The 21,244-nt window shown below is 61.8% G+C and carries 15 protein-coding genes; 4 read left to right on the plus strand and 11 right to left on the minus strand.

Annotation, left to right across the window (positions count from 1 at the left end; translation table 11 throughout):
* Positions 1-35 precede the first annotated feature (35 nt).
* From C8J98_RS10490 to C8J98_RS10500, 3 genes are all read left to right on the plus strand, one after another.
* Entirely contained in the window at positions 36-707 is a 672-nt protein-coding gene (locus tag C8J98_RS10490) for a carbonic anhydrase (RefSeq protein ID WP_107913154.1), read from the plus strand.
* Positions 704-1,582 carry a bestrophin family ion channel gene (locus C8J98_RS10495; protein WP_107913155.1) on the plus strand — a complete coding sequence of 293 codons (879 nt, stop codon included), beginning with the start codon at positions 704-706 and terminating at the stop codon, positions 1,580-1,582. The genes C8J98_RS10490 and C8J98_RS10495 overlap by 4 nt, the downstream gene beginning before the upstream one ends.
* A gap of 113 nt (positions 1,583-1,695) precedes the next feature.
* Complete coding sequence (locus C8J98_RS10500) at positions 1,696-4,098, plus strand: GH92 family glycosyl hydrolase (RefSeq protein ID WP_233260189.1); 2,403 nt, start codon at positions 1,696-1,698, stop codon at positions 4,096-4,098.
* 93 nt (positions 4,099-4,191) lie between these two features.
* Here C8J98_RS10500 and C8J98_RS10505 read toward each other — a convergent pair whose 3' ends face one another.
* The 8 genes from C8J98_RS10505 to C8J98_RS10550 form a co-directional block, all read right to left on the minus strand.
* Positions 4,192-6,369, minus strand: a complete 2,178-nt coding sequence (locus C8J98_RS10505; RefSeq protein ID WP_107913156.1) for a copper-translocating P-type ATPase — start codon at positions 6,367-6,369, stop codon at positions 4,192-4,194.
* A complete protein-coding gene (locus C8J98_RS10510; RefSeq protein WP_107913157.1) occupies positions 6,366-6,782 on the minus strand; it encodes a heavy metal-responsive transcriptional regulator in 417 nt (138 codons plus the stop codon). The genes C8J98_RS10505 and C8J98_RS10510 overlap by 4 nt, the downstream gene beginning before the upstream one ends.
* A 595-nt stretch (positions 6,783-7,377) precedes the next feature.
* Positions 7,378-8,253, minus strand: coding sequence for an RHS repeat-associated core domain-containing protein (locus tag C8J98_RS10520; protein WP_158272672.1), 876 nt, complete (start codon positions 8,251-8,253; stop codon positions 7,378-7,380).
* Between the two features lie 163 nt (positions 8,254-8,416).
* The gene (locus tag C8J98_RS10525) at positions 8,417-8,761 is read right to left on the minus strand and encodes a hypothetical protein (RefSeq protein WP_107913160.1); all 345 of its coding nucleotides are present in this window, start codon (positions 8,759-8,761) and stop codon (positions 8,417-8,419) included.
* A 27-nt stretch (positions 8,762-8,788) separates the two neighbouring features.
* A complete protein-coding gene (locus tag C8J98_RS10530; RefSeq protein WP_107913161.1) occupies positions 8,789-9,694 on the minus strand; it encodes an RHS repeat-associated core domain-containing protein in 906 nt (301 codons plus the stop codon).
* Positions 9,695-9,698: 4 nt separating this feature from the next.
* Positions 9,699-15,443 carry a hypothetical protein gene (locus tag C8J98_RS10535; protein ID WP_158272673.1) on the minus strand — a complete coding sequence of 1,915 codons (5,745 nt, stop codon included), beginning with the start codon at positions 15,441-15,443 and terminating at the stop codon, positions 9,699-9,701.
* Positions 15,444-16,413: 970 nt separating this feature from the next.
* Positions 16,414-17,472 carry a nuclear transport factor 2 family protein gene (locus C8J98_RS22295; protein ID WP_233260190.1) on the minus strand — a complete coding sequence of 353 codons (1,059 nt, stop codon included), beginning with the start codon at positions 17,470-17,472 and terminating at the stop codon, positions 16,414-16,416.
* A 20-nt stretch (positions 17,473-17,492) separates the two neighbouring features.
* On the minus strand, positions 17,493-18,227 hold the full coding sequence (locus C8J98_RS10550; RefSeq protein ID WP_107913424.1) for an SDR family oxidoreductase: 735 nt from the start codon (positions 18,225-18,227) through the stop codon (positions 17,493-17,495).
* 111 nt (positions 18,228-18,338) lie between these two features.
* Between C8J98_RS10550 and C8J98_RS10555 the strand changes: the two genes are divergently transcribed.
* On the plus strand, positions 18,339-18,701 hold the full coding sequence (locus C8J98_RS10555; RefSeq protein WP_107913163.1) for a helix-turn-helix domain-containing protein: 363 nt from the start codon (positions 18,339-18,341) through the stop codon (positions 18,699-18,701).
* 34 nt (positions 18,702-18,735) lie between these two features.
* Here the strand turns inward: C8J98_RS10555 and C8J98_RS10560 are convergent, their stop codons facing one another.
* The 3 genes from C8J98_RS10560 to C8J98_RS10570 form a co-directional block, all read right to left on the minus strand.
* Positions 18,736-19,101, minus strand: coding sequence for a cupin domain-containing protein (locus C8J98_RS10560; RefSeq protein ID WP_107913164.1), 366 nt, complete (start codon positions 19,099-19,101; stop codon positions 18,736-18,738).
* Positions 19,102-19,189: 88 nt separating this feature from the next.
* On the minus strand, positions 19,190-20,332 hold the full coding sequence (locus tag C8J98_RS10565; RefSeq protein WP_107913165.1) for an acyltransferase: 1,143 nt from the start codon (positions 20,330-20,332) through the stop codon (positions 19,190-19,192).
* Positions 20,333-20,472: 140 nt separating this feature from the next.
* A complete protein-coding gene (locus C8J98_RS10570) occupies positions 20,473-21,123 on the minus strand; it encodes an alpha/beta hydrolase (protein ID WP_158272674.1) in 651 nt (216 codons plus the stop codon).
* Between the last annotated feature and the right edge of the window lie 121 nt (positions 21,124-21,244).

Genomic DNA, 21,244 nt, shown 5'->3' on the forward strand with positions numbered 1-21,244 from the left:
AAACTGTTCGCCTAAGCTTTCCCAAGGCAACGCTGATGACTCAGGAAACCCCGCGCGACGATAGCCTCCTCGGCCTGCTCAAGGGCGTCCAGGATTTCAGCCACAAGGTTTTCCGCGAGCCGGAGAACCGCAAGCTGTTCAGCGAGCTGGCCGAAGGCCAGACCCCGCATACCCTCTTCATCACCTGCGCGGACTCCCGCGTGGTGCCGGAGATGATCACCCAGACCCAGCCTGGCGAGCTCTTCGTCTGCCGCAATATCGGCAACATCGTGCCGGGTTACGGCGAGATGCTCGGCGGCGTGTCCGCCGTGGTCGAGTACGCCGTGATGGTGCTTGGCGTGCAGCACGTCGTGGTCTGCGGCCATACCGACTGCGGCGCCATGAAGGGCCTGCTAAATCCGGATTCCACCAAAGACCTCCCCACGGTCGAAGCCTGGCTGCGCAATGCGCAGGCGGCCAAGAGCGCTGTGTTCGCGCGCAAGCTCGAAGGTGCCGATGCCATGCAGGCGGTGATCGAGGAGAACATACGTCTCCAGCTCACCCACCTCCGATCGCATCCGGCGGTCGCCGCTGCGCTGGCCAACGACGCGATCAACCTGCTCGGCTGGGTCTACGACATCGGCGACGGCAAGATCACCGTGCTCGACGAAACGGACAACACGTTCATCCCCCTGGCCGAAGCGATCAAGCGCGAGCATAAGGCGTGATCCTTCCCGGCCGCGCGCATCTGGGCCACATTCTGCGTTACGTGGGCAAGCCGCTGATCTGGCTGCTCGCGTGGGATGTCGCGGTTACCGCCTTCTGGTACGTGATGCATCCGAGATGGACGGCCGAGTTCCCCGCCCTGCCCCTCACGCTGCTCGGCTCGGCCGTGGCCGTGTACCTCAGCTTCCGCAACACCACCGCCTATGCGCGTTGGTGGGAGGCCCGCACGCTGTGGGGCGCCATGGTCAACGCCTCGCGCACCCTTGCGCGTGAAGCGCTGACGATGCTGCCCGAACGCGCCAGCGGCATCGACGTGGCGCACCGGCAGATCGCCTATGTGCACGCCTTACGGCTGCACCTGCGTCGGCAGGCTCCCTGGGACGAACTGACCGCGCGGCTGCCCGCCGACGAAGTGGAAAGGCTGCGTGGCGTCACCAACGTGCCTAACGCGATCCACGCCCGCACCGGCACGCTGGTGGCCGATGCCAAACCCGATCCGATCCTGCTGAACGCCCTCGCGCGCACGCTCTCCGACATCTCCAACGCCCAGGGCGGCATGGAGCGGATCAAGAACACGCCGCTGCCCCAGCAGTACGCCACCTATCCGGCCATCTTCACCCATGGCTTCTGCATCCTGCTTCCGCTCGGCCTCGTCGAGACGCTGGGCCTGTATACGCCACTGGGTTCCACGGTCGCCGGCTTCCTCTTCCTCGCGCTGCTGCAGATCGGCAACGACATGCAGAACCCCTTCGAGAACCTCGAAGACGACGTGCCGCTCACGACGCTCACCCGCGGCATCGAGATCGACCTGCGCGACGCGCTCGGCGAAACGCATGGCCTGGAGCCGGCCAAGCCGATTGACGGGATCCTCTGGTAGCACCCACTCCCGGCCGACGGCATGGTGCAGCGCATCCATGACCGTTGGCACACGACCCGGGCGCCAAATCGGATTTCAATCGATATAAATACCGGTCCCACGGAGATCTGCCCTTGCGCGCGATTCACCCGTTCGTCCTCGCCGCCGCCCTGTTGCCTGCGGCTGTCGCCGCCGCCTCCGGTCCCGCCGCCCTCGTCAATCCGCTGATCGGCACCGCCAACGGGGGCAATGTGTTCCCCGGTGCCGTGGTGCCCTTCGGCATGCTGCAGTTCTCCCCGGAAGCCTCACCGCTCCCCGGCAAGAAGTCGCCGATCGCCGCACCGGGCGGCTACGAATACCGCGCCGATACGATTCGCGGTTTCAGCCTGACCAATGTCGAAGGCTGGGGTTGTGCCGGCGGTTCGGGCGACGTCCCAATCATGCCGATCAGCGAAGACGTCACGACCTCTCCGTCGACGGACTTCCGTCACGCGTACGCGTCGAAGTTCTCGCATGCGAACGAAGTAACCAAGGCCGGTCACTACCATGTGACCCTCGACAACGGCGTCACCACCGACCTGACCGCTGCGCTGCATTCGGGCGCCGCTCGCTTCTCCTTCCCTGCGGGCAAGCCGGTCAACGTGCTCGTGCGTGCTTCGGATTCCGAGTCGGGCTCCGAGAAGGCGACGGTCGCTATCGACGCGGCGCACCAGCGCATCAGCGGTGAGGTCACCAGCGGCAATTTCTGCGGGTATATCAACGAAGCGGATCGTCGCAGCTATTACACGGTTCACTACGTGATCGAGTTCGACCAGCCCTTCGCCACTACGGGCACCTGGCAGGACACCACGGTCACCAAGGGCGGCAAGCAGGCCCAGGGCGGCACGGGATACGGTGAAAAGGGCTTCCCGGACACGGGCAAGGGCTCGGGCGCGTGGGTCGGCTTTGCGAAGGGGACGAGCGCGGTCAACGTGCGCGTGGGCATTTCGTATGTGAGCACCGCGAACGCGCAGGCCAACCTCGACGCGGAGAACCCGAAGGGAACAACGTTCGAAGTGCTTCGAGACAAAGCGGTCGACGCCTGGAACACGCGCCTTTCACACATCGACATCGAAGGCGGCACGCCCGACCAGCGCACCGTGTTCTACACCGCGCTCTACCACTCACTGATGACGCCGAACGTGTTCAGCGACGTCAATGGCGAGTACACCGGATTCGACAACAAGGTGCATAAGGTCACCGGTAGCCAGAAAGCGCAGTACGCGAATTTCTCCGGTTGGGACGTGTATCGCTCCCAGCTGCCGATGGTCGCGTGGCTCGAGCCGAAGACGGCAAGCGACATTGCCCAAAGCCTTTACAACCAGGCCCAGCAGAACAACGGCGTGTGGGACCGCTGGACGCACAACAACGGCGGCACCCACGTGATGAACGGCGACCCCGCCGCCGCGGCGATTGCCGGCATCTACGCCTTCGGTGGCCGCGACTTCGACGCCAGGGGTGCTCTCGCCTCGCTCGTCCATGCCGCGGATAACCCGACCGCGCTTGATCTCTCGCACGATGGCTGCGAAGTCGAATGCGTCGGCCAGCGCCCTGGCCTCGATGCCTGGCTCAAGCTGCACTACATTCCCGTCGGCGCACCCGCATGGGGACCTGCCGCCGACACGCTGGAAACCGTCGCAGCCGAATTCGGTATCAGCGCGCTAGCGGCTCGCCTCGGTGACACCGCCACGTCGCAGCGTTTCCTCGGCCGCGCCCAGTACTGGCGCAACCTGTTCGACCCCAAGGCCACCCCCGAAGGCGGCTATATCCGCAATCGCAACGCGGACGGCAGCTGGGCGCTGATCAAGGACGACGACAAGGAGGTACCGCATGCCTTCACGCCGTCGACTGAAGACGGCTTCGTCGAAGGCAGCGCGGCGCAGTACGTGTGGATGGTGCCGTTCAATGTCGGCGGCCTCTTCGATGCCATGGGTGGACGCGAAAAAGCACGCAAGCGACTCGATACGTTCTTCTATCAGCCCGATGGCACGTTCGCCGTCACCAAGTCCGGCCCGCTTCATGCGGAGCTCGACAATGAGCCGTCCATCGGCACGCCGTGGCTCTACAACTTCGCTGGCCAGCCGTGGAAGACACAGGAGCTGGTGCGCCGTGTACTCGACACGATCTGGGCGAACGCGCCGAACGGCATCCCGGGTAACGACGATCTTGGCGAGATGTCGTCGTGGTACGTGTTCGCGGCGCTGGGCGTGTATCCGTCCATTCCGGGTCGTGCGGAAATGGTCGTAGGTAGCCCGTTGTTTACGAAGGCTACGGTGCACCGTCCGGACGGTGATGTCGTGATCGAGGCGCCACATGCCGGTATGGGCAAGCCGTATGTCACAGCGCTGAAAGTCGACGGCAAGGCCACTACCAAGTCCTGGCTGCCAGAGTCCTTCGCCCTCAAGGGCGGCAAGCTGGAGTTCGATCTGTCGGACAAGCCGAACAAGGCCTGGGCAACCAAGGCCGCAGACGCTCCGCCATCGTTCGACAAGAAGTAAGCTCGTTGTGGGAGCCGCTTCAGCGGCGATTGGGTGCTTGCGGCGAGACCCAATCGCCGCTGAAGCGGCTCCCACAAAAGAGCATCACCCAGATCAGATCGCGGCGCGCCGCAGGCGCAATGCATTCCCCACCACCGACACCGAACTCAGACTCATCGCCACTGCCGCGATCATCGGCGACAGCGTGATGCCGAACACCGGGTACAACACTCCCGCCGCCAACGGCACGCCCACGGCGTTGTAAACGAACGCGAAGAACAGGTTCTGCCGGATGTTCTTCACCGTCGCCTCGGAAAGCGCACGAGCCCGCGCGATTCCTGCGAGGTCGCCCTTCAACAGGGTGACCGACGCGTTCTGTATGGCGATATCGCTGCCGTTACCCATGCCGATCCCGATGTCCGCCACGGCCAGCGCCGGCGCATCGTTCACGCCATCGCCCGCCATGGCCACCTTCGCACCACCCGCCTTCAATGCGTTGACGATGTTCGCCTTGTCCTCGGGTGACGCACCTGCGTGCACCTCGTCGATAGGCAGCGACGACGCCACGGCCTTGGCCGTCGCCTCGTTATCGCCCGTGAGCATGACCAGCTTCACGCCGGCGGCGTGCAGGGCATCCAGCGCAGGCTTCGTCGAGGGCTTCACCGCGTCCGCCAGGGCGAGCACGGCGGCGAGCCGGCCGTCGATCGCCATGAACATCGCCGTTGCACCCTTCGAGCGTGCCTTGTCGGCGACGTCGCGGCCCGCAGCGATGTCGACGCGCTCGTCCTCCATGAGGTCCGCATTACCCAACGCAATATCGTGACCATCGACGCGACCGCTGACACCTCGACCGACGACCGCCTGGAAGCCCGTGATCTTCGGGATCGTGAGCCCTTCGCCTTCCGCCGCGGACACGATGGCGGCGGCGAGCGGATGTTCGCTCGGCTGCTCGACCGATGCAGCCAGTGCCAATACCTCGGCGCGTTCCCGACCGAAGACGCGAAGCTCCACAAGGGTCGGTTTGCCTTCGGTAAGTGTGCCGGTCTTGTCGAAGACCAGCGTATCGACCTCGCGAAGCGTCTCGATAGCGGCGGCATCGCGGAACAGCACGCCCGCCTGCGCACCGCGACCGCTGGCCACCATGATCGACATCGGCGTGGCCAGACCCAGCGCGCAAGGGCAAGCGATGATCAGCACCGAAACGGCGGCGACCAGCGCATGCGCAAACGCAGGTGTCGGACCTACCATCCACCACACTACGAAGGCGAGCAGCGCCACGACTACCACGGCCGGGACAAACCATGCGGCGACACGATCGGCAACGCGCTGTAGCGGTGCACGAGAGCGCTGTGCCTCGGCCACCAGGGTGACGATGCGCGAGAGCACTGTGTCCTGACCGACATGGTCAACGCGTACCACCAATGCGCCGTGCTGGTTCTGCGTACCGCCGGTTACCTTGTCGTGCACCGTCTTCGCCACCGGCACGGGTTCGCCGGTGAGCATCGATTCATCGATATAGCTTTGGCCCTCGATCACGCTGCCGTCGGCCGGGACTTTCTCACCCGGACGCACGCGCACGTGGTCACCGACGCGGAGCGACTCCAGCGACACATCTTCCTCGGTACCGTCCTTGCCTATCCGTCGCGCCGTTTTCGGCACCAGGCCCAGCAAGCCGCGCAAGGCCTCGCCGGTCTGGCGGCGTGCGCGCAGCTCGAGGAAGTCGCCAAGCGTCACCAGTGTGACGATCACCGCGGCCGATTCGAAATAGACGGCTACCTGACCATGCATGTCCCGCATTGCCGGCGGAAACAGGGACGGCAACGCAAAGGCGACGACGCTGTACAACCACGCCACGCCGGTGCCCAACGCGATCAGCGTGTACATGTTCGGCGACCACGGCAGCAGCGAACGCCAGCCGCGCGCGAAGAACGGCGCGCCGCCCCACAACACGACGACCGTCGCCAACACCGCTTCCACCCAGGCAATACCCGCGGCCCAAGGCTCATGCCACATACGCCCGGTGACGTGCGGCACCATAGCGATCAGGAAAACAGGCACCGTCAGGGCAACGAGACTTCCGAGGCGGCGGCCGAGCGAACGGACCTCGCCATCATCGTCATCGAGAGAAGGCATGGCGGGCTCGAGGGCCATGCCGCACTTCGGGCATGAGCCGGGACCTTCCTGGCGCACTTCCGGATGCATCGGGCAGGTATAGATCGTACCCGCCGGCATCGGTGCAAGATCGATCGCGGCCTCGGCGGCTACGCCGTGCGAGCAGCAGGCGTGAGTCATGTGTTCGGCTCCGCCAGGGCCTTAAGGATCGGGCAGTCTTCAGGCGCCCCGTGACCCGGGCATGCATCGACCAACTCCGACAAGCCGTCGCGGACGCGCTGCAGCTCGGCGATCCGCTCGTCGATGGCCAGCAAGCGTGCCGCGGCGCGCTCTCGCACGCCCTCCACTCCGACGTGACGGTCGGCAGAGAGGGCCAACAGCTCGCGAATCTCATCGAGCGTGAAACCGAGATCCTTGGCCCGACGGATGAAGCGCAAGCGCGACACCGTGGCCTGGTCGTATTCGCGGTAACCCGAGGGCCGGCGCCGCGGGGCGGGCAGCAGCCCTTCCCGCTCGTAGAACCGGATCGTATCGATGGCGACGCCCGCGGACTGGGCGATGCGGCCGATGGTGAGGGAGGCTTGAGTAGTCATGGGACAAGTCTAGACCCTTGATCTAGGTCTAGAGTCAAGTGCCGGCCACAAGTAAGGTTGTCGAGTTCCCTTTACCGCGTCACTCAGGTCTGTAACCGTGTCATTGACCCTTAACCCTGACACTGCTTCTGAATAACTCGCCTGATGAAGGCATCCGGCTCGGCTTCTCGACTACGTCCGAGCGGTCAAATGGTTCGGGGTCGCCACTGTGTTCTCTGGTATCGACGGCGGCAACAACAGGCCGTGGGACGTGATTGGCGACTAGTTCAACCGCACACACCTTCGCAAGCACTGCCAAATTCTCTTGCCGTCAAAACCGTTCCATTCGTTCGGCACACTTTTGCCATCGCTGCCGAGCGCGCAGCTCTCAGCGCAATCGATTACGCCGAGCCTGCGCGATATCCTTCCGATACGTCCAGGCAAGAGCAGATTGCCCAACGACGATGAAGACCAGGTAGACCTTTAACCCCGTCCACCAGCCTGCGGCATATACGTATGCTGCCGCCGGAACAAGGGAAATCAGGGCAAACCTCCACGCGAGGTATTTGTAGGCGTGCAATCGCATTCTCCGTTCGGAGCGTTGAGTATCAAGATGCTAAGGATTAGCCTTTTTCTCGGCGTAGTTTGAAGTTGCGTCTGGAACCAGCTCCGCCGCCTTGCCGACCAAAGATGGTGCATTCTCTGTAATTTTCCCACCCTGCTGCACCGCATCTTGGGTGGTGCGACCAATTGACCCTGTAAGTGTTGACTGTGCTGCCATGCTCTCTAGCTTCGCAGTTGTCGCGAGGGCGATCTTAGATCCTGCGCCCGAACCTACCATGCCAGCTGCCGCGGAAATGGCGACCTCCTTGGAAGAAGCTGGCTTATTGTTGACCTCGCCTTCAACGACCTTACCAACAGCGTTTGCAGCACCCCCCGCAAGCGCAGTAGTGGTTGCCGCACGCGCGACAGTGATACTCCCGCTTATCGCAGCGCGTCCCGCGATAGCGCCCACACCACCTGTAATCGCGCCTACCCCGCCCGACACCGCGACCGCCGTCCAGTTGTCTACCTTGCCGGTCGTCGCCCACTGCATACCTATCTCGATTCCAGCGCCAATCAAGAAGCCAATACACATCGGACAGCGACCGTCCGGATCGGTGTATCGATAAGGATTGGAGTACGCGTAATTATAGCGATTGAAGTGCGCTCCGCTGTTTGCATCCGGCCCCACGGGGTCCCGGGATAGAAATATTGCGGTGTCGGGGTCGTAATACCGCTGCTGCATATACACCAACGCTATCTCGGAATCGGCAACGTGACCGGTATACCCAATCGGCTCGCTGCTTCCCATGACTTCCCGGCCGTACGGACTATAGTCGTTCGACGCAAGGACCTGCCCCGCGGCGTCCATGGTGGCCAGAGGAGTTCCCTGAGGATCCACCAGATAGTAGGTAACTTGCCTTGTGGCCGAGGCCCCGAGCGTGGTCACGCCCACTATCAAGCACACCATCAATCTTCCCCACATCCTCATTCTCATCCTCCCAAGCAAGACCAACGTGATCGACGTACCAGGAGCCCACGCCGAGCTTCCGACGGCGTTACGCGCGAGCACTTTGCAATTCAGTGAACCAGATCCAAGCACAACTACTGCATCAGGGAGAGTTCCATTTTCCCTTGCCGATGACGCGGCCCCCCTTGTCAAGATCAAACGACCACGCCTCGATGTCCATTGACAGTATGTTTTCGAACCACAGTCGTTCCACGCAGGGGCTCTGGCATCCGCCGGTGTCGTACTTCGTGTAGGCAACTCCCGATGGCTTACTAACGAACTTCGCGTCAAATGCGTCGATGACCTTGTCTTTGGTATCGCCTATCTGGACTGAGTTAAAAGCCGCGTTACGCTCATGCGAGATGTAACTGCATGATGCAAACGGTGATATCAAGACGATCACTGCGATGAACCAGATCGGCCTTCGTGCTTTCCTTGTTTTTTTCATTCGTTGGCTTCCCTGTGCAGGCCTATGTCATCCATTTGATGCATCCCCGAGCTGGGAGTTCGGATCGGGCGGCGGGGGTGGCGGGGGTGGCGGCTGAGATTTGGGATCAAAGTTGGGCAAGATAGCCCGTAGCTCCTGGGGAATCTGACTGTTCTGCGGAATAAGATAGGACTTTGTTCCGGGCTGCGACGCGATATCCCTCGATGTGCCTCCGGGGAAAGGGATGCCACTTGTATTTACCCCCGCCGCGTTGACGATCAAGTTCGTCTTAACGGCACAATTGTCAATGAGCTCTACTGTGTTCTTGCTTTCGCTCGTCGTAATGAAGTTAATGGCTTTCGCGTCCTGAGAAGCCGTGGTTGTAATAACCGTGACGACTTGGGCTCGCACGGCGCTTTGGCTTTCGATGTACTGGGTGGTGGAGCTGCCAAGGGCTGTATCCGTGCCATAACTCGCTATGCCGTAACCCTCAACCGAAGTAGCAATGTGGCCGAAGAAATTGATGCTTCCCTCCCTCCGCCCGCCAGCGATGACAAGAATGTCCCTTCCATCCGGATCGATGTTTCCCGCAGGATTGTTGTTCGCGTACGCGTACCGGCTGAACTTGAAGACATCCCCACCTGTGGGGCCCTTGGCGTCCACGCTGAGGAAACGGCCGGCCGAGGGTTCGTAGTAGCGCGCCTGCATATAGACGAGGCCCGTGTCTGGATCGTTCACATGCCCCGTATAGCCCGGACCGTTAGGCGCAGAGCCCATCGCAGAAACGCCATAAGGGGCATAATCGAACCTCACCGTCGTATTGCCTTGCGGATCCGCCTCGGCAAGAGGCGTCCCCGAAGAAGGATCCGTGTATACATACGTTACGATTCTGGCCTGCGCGACGCTGCAATAGAGCAAGTCCAGGACGCACAGCCACTTGATAGACCTTCGCATGGCATCAGTCCCCACCCGTCCCGGATACCAGATTCACCGAAGCAGACGGCCCATAAGCCGAACAGCCCACCGCATTGCATGCACGGACGCTGTAGTACAACGACCCGGTGTACAGCGTAAGCCCACGCATGGTCAGGTCCGGTCCGTTATAAATAGTTTCCGCGTATCCGTATTGATTCGTCTTCAGCACCTCATAGCGCGCTGCATACGCCGTTGCCGACCAGGTCACGATGACGACGGGTTTGGCGGATGAGCCTGTCTGCGAAATCCTCGGCTGCGCTGGGACCAAGGGCAGAAGTGTCACGTTAACCGTGGTGACACCGCTCCACGGACCGCAGCCACCGGCGTTGCATGCCTGTACTTGATAGGCGTAGGACGCATTCCCCATCCCTGACGTCGACCAGCTCGTCGCGCCGTTGTACTGCACACCCTGCAGACCACCGCCGTTGACGGACACACCCAGGTTGTAACCGGTCGCACCGGCAACGCCTGTCCAGCTGATCGTGTAGGCACCGCTGGTGCTCGTGCCGCCGCCGGCGATGCCCGGCGCCGAAGCAGGAGGCAAGGTGATCCCCACCGCGTTCGATCCGGTGAAGCCACTGCAGCCGGACGCATTGCATGCTTGCAGGCGGTACGCATAAGTGCCACTGCTCGACACGCCGGTGGACCAGCTCGTCCCGCCCACGTTACCGAGTGTTACCCAACCGCCACCGTTGAACTGCGACTGGAGCACGTAGTACGTCGCCGTCGAACTCCCGGACCAGGTCAAGGTGATTGGCCCGGGAATGGGTGCTGTCGCCGTCACCGATGCCGGTGCCGGAGGCGGAAGAAGCACGTTGACGACGAACGACGGGCTCCATGTGGAACACCCGGTAGCACATGCCTGCACCTGGTAGCTGTACGAGCCCGTAACACGCCCACCTCCTGACCATGACGTGGCAGACGACGCGGAAACGGTCGTCCAGACACCGCCATTGAGGCTTTCGCGCAGGTTGTAAGTGGTGGCACCGGGCATGGCGCCCCACGACAGAGCGACCGCGCCATTGGCACTCGCGTTGGAACCGGCCAGCTTCGCGTACGGTCCGGCATTGAGCGTGGCCACGCCCATGCCGTCAAGCCAGGCGATCATCTCCTGTACCGGAACGAAGCGAAGGGTGCGCCCGGTGCCCACGACCTGCGATGAGGGAACCAGGATCGTTACCGCGGCATGGGTGCCCGGCGCGATCTCGGGAAGGGTCGCGCGAACCGTTCCCACGGTCGACTCGCTCCCGCTGGCTTCCATGAGGTGGTAGCCGAGGTTGATCGGATGGGAACCGCCCGGGGCCAGGGTGACGGTCCCGTTGTTGGCTACATCGATGGTCGCGGTGACGTTCTGACCGTCTGCGGTGAGCTGAGGTGCAGAAACGAACGCCATTGCGATCCCCAACTGCGACGGGATCAATCCGGTTTCGTTGTTGCAGAGGTTGCCGGTGCCAGCGGTTGGGCAGGTCGAATAGGGACCGATCTCGAGCGGCCTCGTTCCCCAGCCCTCGAACCAACTGACACCTTCCTGCACCAGGTCGATGCGGAAGCGGCGGCCATTGCCCAGGACAGCGGCCGAGGCCATGTGAATGGTCGTCGTGCCATGGGCACCCGGAGCGATGTCGGGGATGTTGAAGCGTTCCACGTCGCCTTTGATCATGTTGCCCGATCCATCGTAGACATGGTTGCCCAGATGCACGGGGTACTGCGTGGATGAGGTCAGTGTGCGCGAGCCGCTGTTTCCGATGTCGATCGTGACATCGATCGTCGTGCCATCCACCGAAAGGTGAGGGACCCCGACGATGGCCAGCGTGGCACTGACCTCGCGTGACTGCAGCTTGTCGATGCTATCGCTCGATTTAGCTACAAGTTTCTTGCCCAGGTAAACATAGTCGGTTCCGATGCGACTGCCCGTGTCGACATCCCACATGAGCTGACCCGCGCTGTTGTACGCGTAGTACGTGGTACCGGACGGCGTCACCTTCTTGGCACGCCGACCTGCGGCGTCGTACATGTATTCGCCACTTCCCGTGATGGACAGGAGGCGGTTGGCCTTGTCGAAGTTGAGTATCTGGCTGCCCCTGGCAACGGTGTTGCCGCGTTCGTCATAGGCGAACGCGATATTGGTGCCCGTGCCGGTAATCGATGCCAGCAGGTTGTTGCCGTTGTAGTTATAGGTACGGGCGACACCGTTGTTGCTCAGCGCACGAATGTTGTTGAGCGTGTCATAGGTGTAGTTCTCGGTGCCCCAGAGCTGTGAGGCCGATGCCGAGGTCAATCGATTAAGACCGTCATAGGACATGGATCGACTGCGCTGTCCGCTGCCCACCCGATCGGAGATGCTGGTGACGTTGCCGACCTTGTCGTAACTGTAATCCTGGCTCACCACCAGGTTGGACGCGGTGCCGTAGGTAAAGTTTGAAAGAGCACCGCGGGTGTTCTTGTCCGCCGAATACAGCAAGCCATTACCCAGGGCATGCGACTTGAGCGCACCGTCCGGAAAGTACTGGGCGGCACTGGCATAGGGACTTGCGACGGTGGCCTGTCCCAGCGCATTGGGACCGTAGGGCACAATCTGGCCGTCCGGATACTGCGTGGATCGCAGGTTGCCGTTGGTGTCGTAATCGTACGTCAGCGGCCAGGACCAGCCATCGATAGCCAGCACCTCGGCGGTCAGAAGGCCTCGCTTGTTGCGACCGTAGGTCCAGGTAACCACCCCGGAGTTCCCGGCGCTGCCGGTAGACGTCAACGACACGGCGGACTGTGGATTGCCCGTGCCGTCGTACGCGAACGTCGTCGCCAGCGCGCCGTTCGGGTATGACACGGCCGTGACGCGATTCATCGCATCGTAGCTCCGGGTAGTTCTTGGCGCAGCGGCTATGTTCGCGTCGTCGTAACCGCATCCGGCGCCATTGAACGGCTGCCCGGATACGCTCCATGCGAGGTTGCCTGCACCGTCATATCCCATCACCTCGCTACCCGTCTCCGGCTCCCAGCTTCGGCATAGACGATGCTCACTGTCGTAAGCCATGGTCTTGGTAATGCCGCCCTGAGACAGGGAAAGAGGATTGCCGTAAGTGTCCCGCACGATGATCTGTGTTGCGCCTTCTGGAGCATCCACACGTACCACGCTGTCGTAAGACGGCTCATCGAACATCTGGAAGCGGCTCGATGTCGTGTTGCCCTTGGCGTCCGTCGCGTTGAGCGTTCCGCCGGGCAGGTATTGCGTCGTGGTAACAAGGTTCCCCAGCTCCGATGCCTGAGTCGTCGATACGGCACGACCCAGGGCGTCGTACGCGGTGGCTACACCGAGTCCGATCGACCCGCGGTCCTGCGCACCATCGACCGGATACGACTCGAAGGTCTTGCGTCCCTTCCAGTCGTACTCCGTGCGGGCGCTCACATAGAGTGCGCCGCTATTGGCTTCCGCTTTGCCTGACATGACCGGACGAAGCAGAGCGTCAAAATCCGTCCGCTGGGAATAGGTTCCCTGGGTGATGAGTCGAACCCAGTGGTTTCCGCCCATGCCGCGAGCGTCGCCGCTATAGCTGTAGCTGAAGATCCTGGGTGTCCAGGCCACCGTGTCCCCAGTGGGATAGTCGATCCGGGCAACTCGCCCGATTCCGTCATAAGAATACGAGGTGGTGGCGCCTACCTGGTTGGTGATGGATGCAATCTGGCCGAAGTCATCGACCGCGATCGTCTCGCCCGTATGGTCCGGAAAGACGATGGAGCCAGGGATGCCGCGCTTGTAGGCGCCGAGCTGGGTTACGTTGTTGTTTCCGTCGGTAAAGCTGGCGAGCTCGCCCCGCTCATTGAACGTGTAGGCCATGACTCTGCGGCCGAAGCGATAGCGCTCTGACAAGGTCATGTTCGCCATGTTGTAGACGTTCCGGCTGACGGTCTCGCCGCTGGTCAGGTTGTAGGACGTGTCGGGAAGGCCAAGCACCCAGTGGGCTGCGTCGTCCACGAACGACGTGCGTTCCGATATGGCGTAACCCATGCTGCTCGAGCGCTGGACATCGGTGGGGCGGGCAAAGGCGTCGAAAGCCGATGCGTTCCACGTAAACGTGTCCGGGGATGGATTCGCCGGATCCAGAACGGTTACGCGGCGCGCCATCGGTATCTGCTCGTTGACCAGCGTTGTGTTGGCGCGATACTGAAAGCCGTCTCCCCATGAATGCAGATAGGCACTCGCCCGTCCGTCGGAATTGACGTCGGGATTCACATAACCGTAGCTCGTGCGTCGCCTTACCGCTGTTCCGGGCTGGCCGTCGAAGACTTCTTCACTCAGAAGCTGGGTTTCGGTCCAGTCGTAGCGGTTGCTGAAGGTACTCCGCTCGGCATGGCCGTCCGGATAGGTTACGTCGGTGTAAACCGTGCTCACACACCCGGCGGCGCAGTCATTGCTCCAGCTGGCATTGGGCGCGGAGTAGGCATAGTTCCAAACCAGTCCCGACGACGGTAGCCCCGTACCCGAAAGCACTCGTTGGGTAATAGCCAAATTGAAAGACGCATTCGGAATATCGGCCCAGGTGCCTGCCGTGGTGGGACCCGATGGTTGACCCGGGCCGGCATTGCAGGCCTTCGGCACGTAGGAACGCCCGCGCTTGAGCGGCGTGACGGTGTAACGCGCCGACAAACCGGAAGGGTGCGTTATCGAACCCGAGTAGCTGGCACCCATATTCGTGGGTATGCCGATGTCGGTGCAGCTTCCAACCGTGGTACTCGTGTCGACCACGGCGCGGCTGATCGGATCGAGGCTGTAGTTCCAGCTGCTGCCATCCGGCTGGCGAACGGAGGTCAGCGTGTAACCCAGGCCGGCCGACCTCGCATAGCCGTAGGTCCACGTGCGCGAACCCGAGGCGCCGCCTTGCACGGTAACTGTACTGATCCGCGACGTTCCCGACTCATAGCCGATGGCAACGTGGCGATCCTCCGAGTCGATATTAGTGACGAGATCGCCGCCAGCGTTGTACGTGTACGTGATTGCGTTGCCGAACCGGTCCTCGATGCGCGTGACGAGCATCCTGCCCTCGCGCCGGCTGACGATGTCCTCGGGTCCAGCCGATCCGCCCGCCCGCGTGCTCGCCGGCATGTAGCGATAGGACACATGATCCAGCCAGTACTTGGTGCCGTCAGGCGAGACGGCCAGGAAGCCCTCGAGCTTCGAGTCGTTGCTTGCATGGGCCAGGCATCCGATCGTCCAGTTGCCCTTGGTAAAGATGTTGTAGACGAGACCGTTCACGGTCGGCGTTAGCGCGCCGGTCGTATAGCGTCGAAGTAGGTCCTGGTTACCCTGGCCTGGAATACGCAGTTGATAACCCTGCCACCAGGTAACCGCATCCCAAGACTGATAGCCCTTCGTAGAGCTGACGACGGGCGGCTCACGAAAGTTCGTGCAGATGGCGTTCTGGTTGTCGGCCGCCACCTGCCAGCCGCGTACGTTGGTTTGATTGGCCGTAACGGTCGCTATCTCGGGGAGACTCATGTCCCAGTCCGCGAAGGCGCGATTCTGAAGGTCGGGACGATCCTCCGCGCCGTGCATGAAGAGCTCGCGGCCGACCGTGATTGTCGGCCCACGCCCGCTGACGGAGACGTCGACCTGCTCGAATGAGAGGGAACCATCGTGGAGTCCAATCCGCTCGCCGAAGGGTGTATCACCTAGCGGCTGGATGTCCTCGTTGACCTTGATGAGTTTCTTGTAATCCTCCTCGGGGGTTGCCATGGTCTGCGCCAGAGCGACGGAGGGTAGTAATGGGGCAACCAGGGCTCCGAGCAGGAACAAGGAGGCCAGACGAACGCCGAACCGGCGGCGCCCCCCCTCCGTGCACCGAACACTTCCCGTGATTCCCTGATTCGTTTCATGCCCGGACGGCACGTTGCAGCTCAAATTACGGGCGCCATAAATCTCCGCGCCATGCACGTCCAAACTCATTCCGTGATCCCCTGTGCGCCGGTGCTGGCCGGTACTCGCAATAACTTGCGACACCTTTTCACAAAAGTCAATGAGTCTAGTTCCGAGACCAATGTGGCTCGACGCTTGGTCTAGTGTCCCGCACGGATCGCGCTTAAGCCGCGCCCGCGCGGGCTCTTCCTAAGAGAGTTTTCGCATTAGCAATAACTTACAACTCAGGGATCACACGACCAACGATCGCCTTGGCACAGACGTGTTGCTAGGCGTCGTTATTCGCCCTATCAACCAGAAGTGTTCACCCCAACAGCCTGCACCTCCCCCACTCGTCATGCCGTCGACGATATGGGGAGGACGGCGGCGACCGGATACTTCGGCTCATTGGGATCTCCTCGTGGGAGGCGTAGTGCCCTTTGACGTAATCCAGGTTGCCGACGAAGCGTCAGGAGCAGTCGCCGGAACCCATGAGGCAAGACACCTTCGACGTCTTGCCTCAGGATCCCCGAAGCAGGACATCTTCGATGACGAAGATGTCGTCTGAACCGGACTCTCTCCCCAGTGGCTACGGCGCAGGCGCGACATACTTCGTGTGCAGTCTCGGCTATGTCCGTCGAATAAACCACGCATCACTGCCGTTAAGCCTTACTGCCGGATACGACGTCACTGCGTTGCTTTACGACGCGTAGCAATGTCACTGCGGTGATGTGTTCCGCGATTAGCGGGAAATAGCCCCAAAGAATCAAGTAGCTATCTCAGTGCCAGAGTTAACGTTGCCCGACAGCCGTCAGGGCCTCACGAACCGATAAACGAAGCGATCGGTCTCGCCCTTGATCGAGGGGTCGAAAACCTTGATCGAGTGCGCATCGTCTTCGTTCGCGAGCATGGTGCTCTCCGCGTCGAACACGAAGCCAGCCGCTTCGACCTCCTCGCGGACGGACGCGGGGTCGATCCGATGCATCGACTGGGTATCACTCGTGCCAGCCCCTGAGGTGGCGGCGTGGTCGACAATGACGTAGAACCCACCGGGCTTAAGCTGCTCGTAGACCGCCCGGTTGAACTCAGCCGCCGTCGCGCCCCTCTTCTGCATCAGCGGCGTGTGGAGATCGTGGTAGAACAGGTGCAGCCACAGGACATCCGCTGGTTGCGTTGCGTCCGGCATCGCGACGAGATCCGCCGAGACGGCCTGGACATTCGCCCGGCCCGGCTCCTCCGCCAGCGTCCGCATGCGGTCGACCTGATCCGCTTTTATGTCGACGATTTCAGTCGGCACGAAGCTGTAGACCCGTCCTTCGGGTCCCACGACTTCGGAGAAGATACGCGTCCAGTCGCCGTCGCCTGGGTAAACGTCGATGACAGTGGAGCCCGCATCTACGCGTGCGAACCGGATCAAGTCAGATAGCCTGGATTTGTCGTACATCGGGATCTCCGTTGTCGGCCCGGAAGTGTCCGTCCACGCGGCCCGCGCCATGGCCTGCGTATCAATGTACTCCCGGATGCTCGTCAGTTTGCCGTCCCGGACCGTAATGGCGAAGATCCAGTTGTCCTCGAACGACTTGTTCGTGGCTTTGATCTTTCCCCTGGCAACGCCGACGACGAGGACCCGGTCTCCCTGCGCTACGAATTCTCGCGGCTCAGAGATCTTCATCTCGATCGTCTCTGATTCCTTCTTTACCAGGTCCGCCAGCCCCGCGTGTCCGCGGTACGTTCCGGCAAGCGGCCAGTCTTTGCCCGGGAGGATCCACTCGACGTCTTCGGCGGCCAGCGCCAGCAAGCCCTTCTTGTCGCCGCTACCGATCGCTGCAAAAAAATCCTTCACGACCTGAACATTTTCTTCGATGCTCATCGACTCTCTCCGTTAGCGCGTCAGAGCTGCGCAAGGCCGCCGTCGACGGCGACTTCGCTGGCGGTCATGAAGCTGCTGTCCGACGACGCGAGGAAGGCAGCGGCTGCAGCGATCTCCGACGGGTCGGCCATGCGTAGGAGCGGAGTCATCGAGGCGTAGACCTTCTGGCCCTCCTCGCCTAGCGCCTCCTTCGCGAGATCAGTCGCCGTCGCCCCGGGCGAAAGCACGTTTACCCGGATGCCAGTGCCCTTAAGATCCTCCGCCCACGTGCGCGCGAGGTTGCGCACCGCCGCCTTGCTAGCGCTGTATGCGCTCATGCCCGGGGCCCCCGTCGTACCTGCGCTCGATCCGGTGAGGATGATCGAGCCGCCCTTACCCATCAGCGACAGCGCCTTCTGCACCGTGAAGATCGTGCCCTTCACATTGGTGTCGAAGGCCTCATCAATGTGTTCAGCAGTGATCTTGCCGAGCGCAAGCTGGCTTCCCGCGCCGGCGTTGGCGAAGACGATGTCGAGGGTTCCGCGCTCGGCTTTTACCGCCGCGTAGAGGCGATCGAGGTCGGCTTCATCCGAGACCGAGCCTTTCACCGCGCGGGCATTCGGGCCAAGGTCGGCCACAGCGGCATCGAGCGCTTCCTGACGCCGACCGAAGATGAAGACGAAGGCACCTTCCTCGATGAAGCGCTTTGCCGCGGCGCGGCCGATGCCGGTAGCGCCGCCGGTAATCACAGCGGTCTTTCCGTTGAGTCTGGTCATGATGTGCATCCTTCATTGAAGTCGTATGCAAGCAGGGAATTGCTTGCCTGACGAAAAGAATGCGGGCCTGATAACCTAACGACAAGTATGCACTTTTAGGTAAGTACCAAAATGACAACGCCTACTGAAATCTGCGATTCCGGCTGCGGGCTCAATGCCACGCTCCGCATCATCTCAGGCAAATGGAAACCGCTGGTCCTGTTTTTCCTGCGTGACGGACCAAAGCGTTACGGCGAACTCAAGCGCTTAATTCCGGGTGTGAGCGACAAGGTGCTGATCCAGCAACTGAAGGATCTGGAAGCCGATCAGGTGCTGGCGCGGACCAGCTACAACGAGGTGCCGCCGCGCGTGGATTACGCACTGACGCCGCTCGGTCGCAGCCTTGCCGACGCGATCATGCCACTGTGTGCCTGGGGAACCGAGAACGCGGCAGAAATGGCAGGCATCTTCGCCAAGCGCGACGCTTTGCCCTAGCAGGCTACTGAAAAACGGGTGAGTCGGACCACCCTCAACTCATTTGCTCAGCCAGGCTACGCGTGCGAGAGGTCACTTCATCCCCCGTGTGCAACGTACTCGCAGGCTCGATCAGCAACACCCAGCACTCTTCCTCCGCGACCGGGTTGTGGCGAACACCGCTGGGCACGGTCAGGAAGTCGCCTTCCTTCAGATCGACAGCGCCATCCTCGAACTCCATGCGCAGCGATCCCTTCACGATGTAGAAGAGCTCGTCCTGACCGTTGTGTGCGTGCCAGACGAGTTCGCCCTTGATCTTTGCCGCCTTGAGTAACTGGTCGTTCACCTGACCAATCACCTTGGGCGACCAGTAGTCGTGGATACGATCGAAGGAGGCGGCAAGTGCGGTGGGAGAAAACATGGTGAATGCCTGCGAATAGTCCGGTGATGTGTGCCTAGACTCGCACACTGCCGTCCCGCTCTGCGACACCGATTCGTTTGGCTGTTTTCTACGGCACAGGAGCGACACGGGGCCGTGCGTAACTATCGCCATCCAGCGAATGCGACGAAACGCCTCCACCCAAGAAACGCTGCCCAAGAACCCTCAGCAACGGCCTCTCCAGCGCGTGGAAGCTGAGCAACCCACAACCCAGGCCTATCGCGACCATGAGGACGGTGAGCGCGGCCGAATTCACGACGCCCACCCAACCGAAGCGCGCGAACGTTTCCGCTACGGCACGGAACACGACGACATGCCACAGGTAGATGGAGAACGATGCGTTCCCGAGGTACTGCAGCACGCGCGGCATGATCCATCGTTGGCGAAGCTCAAGCACGACCAGCCCGTAGATGAGGATCGCCGCCGGGATTCCCAGACAGATCACGTGGCCAGTGAAGGAACGCGACACGGCCACCAGTCTGCCGAGCTGAGCCTCATTCATGGCGAACAGGCTGGGCCGCTGAAACCATGTGCCGATAGCCATCCAGATGACAGCGCTTACCAACAACGCACCGTGAAATCGGCGGAAACCGCGGTCGACGAGCTTGGCGACGGCGATACCCAGCAGAAACTCCAGCAACAACGGGGAAAACAGGAAGTCCAGCGGTTTCGCCCATGGCACCCACCAGCCCAACACACTCGCACAGCCAACCAGGGCGAACCAGATCGCCATACCGACCATGGCCCGCCTCGCGAACAGCGTCAGGCTAAGCGCGACCATGGCGTAGAAGTAGACTTCAAAGGTCAGTGTCCAGGCGACGGAGACGCGAGCGTTAGGCAGGTTGTCCATGAGCGTGAGTAACGGGAACAGCGGCTCGGGCCGCGGCGCCATGGGCAACGCCCAGGCCATGATCAGGCACGACGCGCCGAAGACAATCCAATAGAGCGGGTAGATGCGGATGAACCGCTTCATCGCGAACGCATAGATTGCTGGTCCCCTCCCGACGATGTCCATGCTGGAGATCGACCGTTGCATCACGTGGTAGATGATGAACCCGGAGATCACGAAGAAGATATCGACGCCCACTCCTCCGACAAAGGAGAACGGCTTTGTCCATGGCGTGCGCGTCGGCTCGAGATTCTGGAAGATATGGCACGAAACGACCATCAGCGCAGCGAGAGCGCGCATGCCCTGGATATTGCGAAAACTCATGCCTGGCGATGCCTGTCGATGGGTGAAACCCGTCGCAAGGGACGCGGGGTTTCACCCAATCTAAGCGCGCAGGGAAGCCTTGGTCAATGAACTGGTTTCGGCATCTAACCATCCGAGAAATACAGGTATTCGATGCAACCTCAAGGCGCCGAACAGGCACCCACGTCACGGCTCATTGTCTCCCGGTCGATGTCAGCAAAGACCTGGGAAGCGAGCGGCGTCCAGGACGTCCATTCGTGGATACCGGGTCCGGTGATGACATGTTTCGGCGGAACGGCGGGTGTCAACAGCGCCATGTTCGGCGCAAATTTGTCCCTGTCACCGTACGCCAGCCATACACGCTGGTCTCCGCCAGGGTGGCTCGACCAGGCTTTTGCCCGGCGCCACATCTGAGACTGCCAATTGTCAGGCCCCGGCGTGGCGGCCGGCGGTGCTTGCCAATGGCTCAATCCGCCTGCCTTGCGCACCTCGTCAAGCACGCGGCGATCTCCAAGGAAGGGAGCGAGCAGCACGATCCCGTCGACTTCGCACGGAAAGGTCGCGTCGTAAAGAAGGGCTCCCATGCCGCCAAGCGACGCGCCGACAATCCACACCTGCCGGTAGCCCTTCTCACGCGCGGCCCGGACAATCTCGTGCAGCTCGGGCATCGCTCGACCATCTTTGTAGTAACCGATCGTCATCTCGATCAGAGCCACGTCCGCGTCCGGCCATTCCTCACGAATGGCCCGCCCGATTCCTCCAGCCTCCAGCGACTGAAGGTTGTCGGCTATACCGGGAAGCACCAGCACCATGCGTTGCGATGCCTGTGGGGCCGTCACGAGACGTACCGCCGGAGGACGCGACGTGTCGCGCACGGGATAGCACGCGGTGAGCGCCAGTGCGACCGCGACCACGGCAATGCGACCGAAACGC

The organism is Luteibacter sp. OK325 (assembly GCF_003050935.1).
Lineage (GTDB): Bacteria > Pseudomonadota > Gammaproteobacteria > Xanthomonadales > Rhodanobacteraceae > Luteibacter.